Genomic DNA, 7,425 nt, shown 5'->3' on the forward strand with positions numbered 1-7,425 from the left:
GACAGCGTCTCGGCGCCCGCGTCGGGCGGCGACTTGACCAGCGTCTCGCCGTTCGGCCCGCGCCCCTTCCACCACTGCTGCGACATCTGCTCCTCGATCTCGTCGATCTTCTTGAGCGTGAGCGCGCGGCCCTCGGACTTCTCCGAGGTGCTGTTGATGTTGAACGACGACGGCGTGACCGTCGCATCGAAGGCGTGGGCGGCGGCCTCGCGCTGGCGCAGCTTGCGCAGCATGTCGAACTCGCGCCGGCGCACGAAATCGTTGCGCTGGCGCCGCTCGATCATCTCCTTGAGCATTTCCCGGCTGTAGGCCGGGTCGGGCAGCGAGGAATCGGAGGCGTTCGTCGTCGAGGGGGTGTCCAGCTCCGACCAATCCTTGAGCGGATTGCGGACGAACTTCGCCACCTTGGAAAGCAGGCGGCCCGTTTCTTCCTTTGGCATTCGCGGGCGATGGACGACGGTCGGAGCCGGGCCGGAGAACCGGCGCTCAGTCCCCGAACATCTTCTGCTTGAGCTCGCGGCGCTGCTGCGCTTCGAGCGACAGCGTGGCGGTCGGGCGGGCCAGCAGGCGGCCCACGCCGATCGGCTCGCCGGTTTCGTCGCAGTAGCCGTAGTCGCCGGCGTCGATGCGCTGGATCGACTGCTCGATCTTCTTCAGCAGCTTGCGTTCGCGGTCGCGGGTGCGCAGCTCGAGGGCATGTTCTTCCTCGATGGTGGCGCGGTCGGCCGGATCGGGCACGACCACCGTGTCTTCACGCAGGTGCTCGGTGGTTTCGCCGGCATTCTCGAGAATGCCGCGCTTGAGTTCGACGAGCTTCAGGCGGAAGAAGGCCATCTGCTTCTCGTTCATGTACTCGGCATCGGGCATCGCGATGACTTCGGCATCGCTGAGTTCTTCGACGGACTTGGTCTTCCAGTTGTTGGCCAACTTCGGATCTTTCTTCACATTCACGGGGGGAGGCGGAACCAGCGCCTGCGAGGCGGTCTGGATAAAGCTGGACTTGGCGGCGGTCGATGCCACCGATTGCGGCATCGAGGGCACCGTCAGTTGCGACAGGCGGGACACCCGGCCGCCGCGGGCGGGGGCGGGCGCGGCCGTTGCCGTGGCGACTTCGGGCTCGGGGGTCGAAGGTGTCGCCGGGGCGGAGGAAGAGGCGGCAGCCGTTTTTTTCATGGGAATCGGGGGAACAGGTGAAACGGCACGCGGGCCGACGGGTTTGGTGGACGATGGACCCGCTTTGGCTGTCTTGCTCGCGCTCTTGGCCGGGACGGTTGCCGCCGGCTCGCTGGCAGGCTTGGTGGCGGGATGAACTGCTTTCTTCGCCGATGCGCTCGCGGCCTTGGCCGTGGGCGTTGCGGTCTTCTCTGTCTTGACGCTCTTTGCTGCGGCGCCTTCCTTCTTCGCTACGGTCGCCGTCGCGGAAGATGCTTTCTTGGCCGCCGGTACAGCCGGCTTCGCGGCCGTCGCCTTGGTGGCGTCGGTCCTGGATGCTGGCGTGGCCTTGGCGGCGGGCTTCTTCACGGTGACTGGCTCCTTGGACGAACTGGAACGCGCTTTCACTGGTGTCTCCTCCCATGGGAGCCACTGCGGACCTGGTCGGCCGCGCGGGCTCCACGTTGTCGAGGGCATCCGCCGGTCGGCGAACCCCGGGGTTATACCCCCGAAAGCCCGCCGCAAACATGCGGCGCCCTCCTGTCTTCGACCCCTGCCGCCCCCTTGCGGGGGGACCTGGCGTTTTCAACAGGCGCGCGATTGTATAGAGAACTCGAATGCGCGGGCGATGCGTTTGGCCCCCACGGCGCTCCGGTAGCATCGCGCCGCGCCGGCGGAGGGCCGGCGCCAGGGGCCTCACGGCCCTGGATACCCCTACAAGAAAGCCGAACTTGAGCAAGAAGACAGTCCTGGGAGTCCTGGCCGCCGCGATCGCGCTGGCCTATGCCGGCAGCACCTGGTGGGCCGGCAACAAGGTGAAATCCGTCTACGACAGCGCCTTCGCGGAACTGCCGCAGCAAAGCGCGCTGGTGCGCGTGACCGAGCGCAGCTACGAGCGCGGCTTCCTCGGCGCGGTCAGCACCGTGACGCTGGAACTCGGCTGCCCGGCCGACGCCGCCGTGGCCGGCGCGCCGCCCGCGGACCCGGAGGAAGAGGACGGCGAGGAGGCCGCGCCGACCCCGTCCAAGCCGCTGCGCCTGAGTTTCCGCGACACCATCCGCCACGGCCCGCTGGCCGGCGGCAGCCTGGCCGCGGCCACCATCGACAGCGAACTGCTGCTCGACATCAAGGGCCAGGCCGAGGCCAAGAAGGTGTTCGGCGACGCCAGGCCCTTCGGCGCCCACACCCGGGTCGGCTTCGACGGCGGCTACGCCAGCGAGATCACGCTCGCGCCCGGCCAGTTCGCCGACGAGGGCAAGACCCGCGTCTCCTGGCAGGGCGCGCAGCTGCGCGTGCGGGTCGACGGCGCGCGCACCGAGGCGCACTACGAACTCGCCCTGCCCGGCTTCGAGGCCGCGGACCTGCGCAACGGCGTCAACCTCAAGATGGGCAAGCTCGGCGCCCGGGCCGACCTGGACATCCGCCACGGCTGGATGCTGGCCACCGGCAAGAGCACGGGCCGGCTCGAGGCACTGGAATTCACGGTGGCCGGCAAGAAGGCCAATGCCGACGCCGCCCCCGCCAAGCCCTTCCCCGCCATCGTGCTGCAGGGCCTGGAGGCCGCCAGCGACGCCACCATCGAGAACGGCCTCTACACCGGCACCGGCACCTTCAAGGGCACGGGCTCGGTCGGCGCGACGCGCATCGACAACTTCGAGATGGCCAGCAGCACGCGCCGCATCGACGTCGGCGGCTACCGCAAGCTGGCCGAGGCCTGGACCCGCTCGGCCGCGGCCAACGGTTGCATCCGCGGCAAGGCCTCGCAGGCCGCGCTGCGCGCGCTGGCCGACCAGCTCGCGCCCGATCTCAAGGCCATGGCCAAGCATGGCCCCGAGGTCGGTGTCGACCGCCTGCTGGTCGAGATCGACGGCCAGCGCGCCGAGTTCGGCTACTCGGTCGCCATGGCCGGCGTGACCGACGAGGACCTGCAGCTGCCCGGCAACGCGCTGCTGCTCAAACGCGGCGTGCTCAAGGCCAACGGGCGGCTGCCGGTGAAGTGGATCGAGAAGATCGCCGAGACCGCCGGCGGCAGCCAGGCGCCGTCGCCCGAAGTGGTCGCGCTGATGATCGAACAGTTCGAGCAGCAGGGCTACCTGAAGCGCGCGGGCGACGACGTGACCAGCCAGGTCGAGTTCAGCAACGGCCAGCTCAAGCTGATCGGCAAGCCCGTCGAGCTGCCCGCCAAGTAAAAAGGCGCCGGGCCTCGCGGCCGGCGCCTTTTCTTCATCCGGGACCTTCAGCTCACAAGGTGTGAAGAAACCGTAGCGAGCGCCCCGAGGTCGCGCCGAGGACCGGAGCCGTACCTTGTGCGGTGAGGACCGCAGGTGCGAGATCGGGGCGCGCAGTAGGTTTATTCATGCCTTGTCACACCAGGCACTGCTCGAGCCCCTGCTCGAGGATCTCGCGCGGCAGCTCGATGCCGATGAACACCATGCGGCTCTGGCGCTGCTCGTCCTTGCCCCATTCGGGACCGAGGTCGCTACCCATCAGCTGGTGCACGCCCTGGAAGATCACCTTGCGCTCGGTGCCTTTCATGTTCAGCACGCCCTTGTAGCGCAGCATGCGCGGGCCGTAGATGTTGACGATCGCGCCCAGAAAATCTTCCAGCTTGGCCGGGTCGAAGGCGCGGTCGGCCTTGTAGACGAAGCTCTTGACGTCGTCGTCCGTGTGGTGATGGTGGCCGTGGCCCTCGTGCTTGTGCGAGGGATGGTCGCAGTGCTCGCCATGCGCGTGGTCATGGTCGTGATGGTCGTGGTCGTCTTCCTTCAGGAAGTCGGGGTCGATGTCGAGCTTGGCGTTCAGGTTGAAGCCGCGCAGGTCGAAGATGTCCTTAAGCGGCACGTCGCCGAAATGCGCCTTCTGCTGCGGCGCGCGCGGGTTCATGTGCTTGAGGCGATGGATCAGCGCCTCGGTCTCCTCGGCCGACACCAGCTCGCTCTTGCTGATGAAGATCTGGTCGGCGAAGCCCACCTGGCGGCGCGCCTCCTGGCGGTCGTTGAGCTGCTGCGGCGCGTGCTTGGCATCGACCAGCGTGAGGATCGAGTCGAGCAGGTAGCTCTCGGCGATCTCGTCGTCCATGAAGAAGGTCTGCGCCACCGGGCCGGGATCGGCCAGGCCCGTGGTCTCGATCACCACGCGGTCGAACTCCAGCAGGCCCTGGCGCTTCTTGGCGGCCAGCAGCTGCAGCGCCTCGCGCAGGTCTTCGCGGATGGTGCAGCAGACGCAGCCGTTGCTCATCTGCACGATCTGCTCCTTCGATTCGGTCACGAGGATGTCGCTGTCGATGTTCTCCTCGCCGAACTCGTTCTCGATGACCGCGATCTTCTGGCCGTGGGCCTCGGTCAGGATGCGCTTGAGCAAGGTCGTCTTGCCCGAGCCGAGGAAGCCGGTGAGGATGGTGGCGGGAATCAGGGCCATGGGGTGCTCCGGAAGCGGAAAACGGATGGAATGGATCGGAAAGCGGGAAACTGGCGGGCAGTGTAGCCAGTGCCACTGAGTTGCGTTGCCGCGGGGGCCAAGCCCCCTTCGGCCGGCACGGTCAAGCGGGTTTTCGCACCACCGCCAGCCCCTTGAGGTACTCGCCCTCGGGGAATTCGATGGTCATCGGATGGTCGGGCGCCGCGCCCAGGCGTTCGGCGATGTAGCCGTCCACGCCGGCATCGAGCCCGGCCGAGGCCACGATCTTGTGGAACAGGTCGGCGCCCACGCCGCCTGAGCACGAGAAGGTCAGCAGCACCCCGCCCGGCTCGAGCAGCTTGAGCGCGAGCCGGTTGATGTCCTTGTAGGCGCGCGCGGCGCGCTCGGCATGCGCCACCGTGGGCGCGAACTTCGGCGGATCGAGCACGATCGCGTCGAAGCTGCGCCCCTGGTCGAGGAACTCGCGCAGCACGGTGTTGACGTTGGCGTCGAGGAACTCGGCCTCGAAACCGTCGGCCGCCGCGTCGAAGCCGTTGAGCGCCAGGTGGCCGCGCGCGCGCTCGAGCGCCGGCAGCGAGGAATCGACCGACACCAGCGAGGCGCCCTTCACCGCGTCCGCCGCCTTCAGGCCCGCGAGCGCCGCCACCGTGAAGCCGCCCGTGTAGCAGAAGCAGTTGAGCACGCGCCGGAAGCGCCGGTGCCGCGCCATCTCGGCGAAGCGCCGGCGGCTGTCGCGCTGGTCGAGGTAGAAGCCGGTCTTGTGGCCGGTGGCAATGTCGAGCGACAGCTTCCAGTCGTGCTCGCGGATCACGATCTCGGTCGCTTCGTCCTGTCCGCGCAGCCAGCCCGTCACGGGCTTGAGCCCCTCGCGCTCGCGCCCGCTGGCATCCGAGCGCTCGTAGAGCTTCGACAGGCCGGTCGCCTTCAGCAACGCATCGGCCAGCACGGCCTTCCAGCGCTCCACGCCGGCCGACAGGAACTGCGCCACCAGCGTGTCGCCGTAGCGGTCCACGATCAGGCCCGGCAGGCCGTCGGCCTCGCCATGCACCAGCCGCACGCCGTCGCTCTGCAAATCGAACAGGCCGCGCGCCGCGACCGCGCGCGCCACCACCGACGCGAGAAAGGCCGCGTCGATGCGCTGCGTCTCGACGAAGCTCCAGGCACGCGCGCGGATCTTGGAATCGGGGCTGAAGGCCGCCCAGGCGAGGAAGGCACCGTCGTGCGATTCGATGCGCACGGTCTCGCCGGCATCGGCGCCGCCGCGCGCGATGGCGGATTCGAACACCCAGGGATGGCGGCGCTGCAGCGAGCGCTCCTTGCCGGGCTTGAGTCGGAGGGTTTTCATGTTTTCTTGTCGGGAGTTTTCTTGACGCCACGGCTGCTGCCACTGCCGCCATCGTCGTCGCGGGCCCGCGCGCGCGGATGCGCCGCATCGTAGGCGCGCGCCAGGTGCTGGAAATCGAGCCGCGTGTAGACCTGCGTGGTCGCGATGTTCGCGTGCCCCAGCAGGTCCTGCACCGCGCGCAGGTCGCTGCTCGACTGCAGCACGTGGCTCGCGAAGGAATGGCGCAGCATGTGCGGATGCACCGGCGTCGCGAGGCCGGCCTTGAGGCTGCGCCCGCGCAGCAGCTTCCACACCGCCTGCGACGACATGCGCACGCCCTTGGCGCTGATGAAGAGCGCCGCCGCCTCGGCCGGTTCGCGCAGGGTGGCGGCCGTGAGCGCCGCGCAGTCGCCGCGTACCGCGAGCCAGGCCGTCAGCGCCTCGATGGCCTTCGAGCCCACCGGCACCATGCGCCGCTTGCTGCCCTTGCCGAGCACGCTGGCCTCGTGGGCGTCCATGTCGATCCAGCCGCGCGCGGTCTGGCTCGCGCGCGCGTCGAGCCCCGTGAGCTCGCTCACGCGCAGGCCGCAGCCGTAGAGCACCTCGACGATCGCGCGGTCGCGGGTCTCGGTCCAGGGGTCGGCCTCGGTGTCGTGCAGCTCGGCCAGCCGCACCGCGTCGTCCACGCCCAGCGCCTTGGGCAGCGGGCGGTCGGCCTTGGGCGCGTGCACGTCCTGCACCGGGTTGAAGCCGATCAGCTTCTCGTGCCCGAGCCAGCGGTAGAAGCTGCGCCAGCACGACAGCACCAGCGCGATGCCGCGCGGCTCGCGGCCCGAGCCATGCAGCTGCGCCATCCAGCGGCGCACGTGCGCGGTCTGCACGCGATCCAGCGGCAGCTTCGCCTCGGCCGCGTTCGCCGCCAGTTCCTTCAGGTGGTAGCTGTAGAGCTCGAGCGTGCGCGCCGACAGCCGGCGCTCCACGCGCACGTACTCCAGGTATTTCTCGATCCAGCCCGAGTCGGCGGGCGGGGCCTCGGCCCCGGCCGCGCTAGAAGAGGTAGCCATGCGCGGCATTGTTCACGACCGCGAGCGGCTCGCGCAATGCGCCCTTGAAGACCATGCCCCAGCGTCGCCAGCAGCTCGAGGGCGCGGCCGCGTACTGCACGTCGAAGGCGCGGTCGAAGCCGCTGTTGCGTGCCAGCCGCTTCACGCGCCACAGGTGATAGGGCTCCGACACCACGATCACGCTGCGCACGCCGGCCGCCTGCAGCATCGGCGTCGAGAGCGCGAGGTTCAGCCGCGTCGAGCTCGACACCCGCTCCTGCCGCATCGGCCCGGCATGGCCCACGGCGCGCGCATGCTGCTCCATCACCTCGGCCTCGATGCGGCCGTCCTCGCTGTCGACGCCGCCCGAGAACAGCAGCTCGCGCGCCAGCCCGGCGCGCGCCAGGGCCACGCCCTCGTCGACGCGCCCGGTCAGGCAGGGATTGGGCTTGCCGCGCAGGTAGGCGCGGTTGCCGAGCACCAGCGCGG

The 7,425-nt window shown here is 69.3% G+C and carries 6 protein-coding genes and 1 pseudogene; 1 reads left to right on the forward strand and 6 read right to left on the reverse strand.

Annotated features, from left to right (window positions below):
- Together AC27VN_RS26995 and dksA are read right to left on the reverse strand one after the other, a co-directional pair.
- A pseudogene (locus AC27VN_RS26995) lies at nucleotides 1–440 on the reverse strand (STAS domain-containing protein); the annotation flags it as partial.
- Nucleotides 441–486: 46 nt separating this feature from the next.
- Nucleotides 487–1,179: an RNA polymerase-binding protein DksA gene (dksA, locus tag AC27VN_RS27000; RefSeq protein WP_408908436.1), complete on the reverse strand. Its 693-nt coding sequence runs from the start codon at nucleotides 1,177–1,179 to the stop codon at nucleotides 487–489.
- 704 nt (nucleotides 1,180–1,883) lie between these two features.
- Here dksA and AC27VN_RS27005 point away from each other — a divergent pair.
- Complete coding sequence (locus AC27VN_RS27005) at nucleotides 1,884–3,341, forward strand: YdgA family protein (protein WP_490878521.1); 1,458 nt, start codon at nucleotides 1,884–1,886, stop codon at nucleotides 3,339–3,341.
- Between the two features lie 175 nt (nucleotides 3,342–3,516).
- On the opposite strand, the gene AC27VN_RS27010 is transcribed toward AC27VN_RS27005, so the two are convergent.
- From AC27VN_RS27010 to AC27VN_RS27025, 4 genes are all read right to left on the reverse strand, one after another.
- On the reverse strand, nucleotides 3,517–4,569 hold the full coding sequence (locus AC27VN_RS27010; RefSeq protein ID WP_093353350.1) for a CobW family GTP-binding protein: 1,053 nt from the start codon (nucleotides 4,567–4,569) through the stop codon (nucleotides 3,517–3,519).
- Nucleotides 4,570–4,690: 121 nt separating this feature from the next.
- Nucleotides 4,691–5,914, reverse strand: coding sequence for a class I SAM-dependent rRNA methyltransferase (locus AC27VN_RS27015; protein WP_489040879.1), 1,224 nt, complete (start codon nucleotides 5,912–5,914; stop codon nucleotides 4,691–4,693).
- On the reverse strand, nucleotides 5,911–6,957 hold the full coding sequence (locus AC27VN_RS27020; protein ID WP_431511503.1) for a tyrosine recombinase XerC: 1,047 nt from the start codon (nucleotides 6,955–6,957) through the stop codon (nucleotides 5,911–5,913). Before AC27VN_RS27020 ends, AC27VN_RS27015 begins: the two co-directional genes overlap by 4 nt.
- A partial coding sequence (locus tag AC27VN_RS27025) for a YdcF family protein (protein ID WP_490878522.1) occupies nucleotides 6,941–7,425 on the reverse strand: 485 nt, incomplete at its 5' end. The genes AC27VN_RS27020 and AC27VN_RS27025, both read right to left, overlap by 17 nt.

The organism is Variovorax sp. 20P10.2.4 (genome assembly GCF_058244205.1).

Coding starts and splice junctions, on each gene's coding strand:
- AC27VN_RS27015 (WP_489040879.1), bottom strand. CDS start 5,914: ATGAAAACCCTCCGACTCAAGCCCGGCAAGGAGCGCTCGCTGCAGCGC.
- AC27VN_RS27010 (WP_093353350.1), bottom strand. CDS start 4,569: ATGGCCCTGATTCCCGCCACCATCCTCACCGGCTTCCTCGGCTCGGGC.
- AC27VN_RS27020 (WP_431511503.1), bottom strand. CDS start 6,957: ATGGCTACCTCTTCTAGCGCGGCCGGGGCCGAGGCCCCGCCCGCCGAC.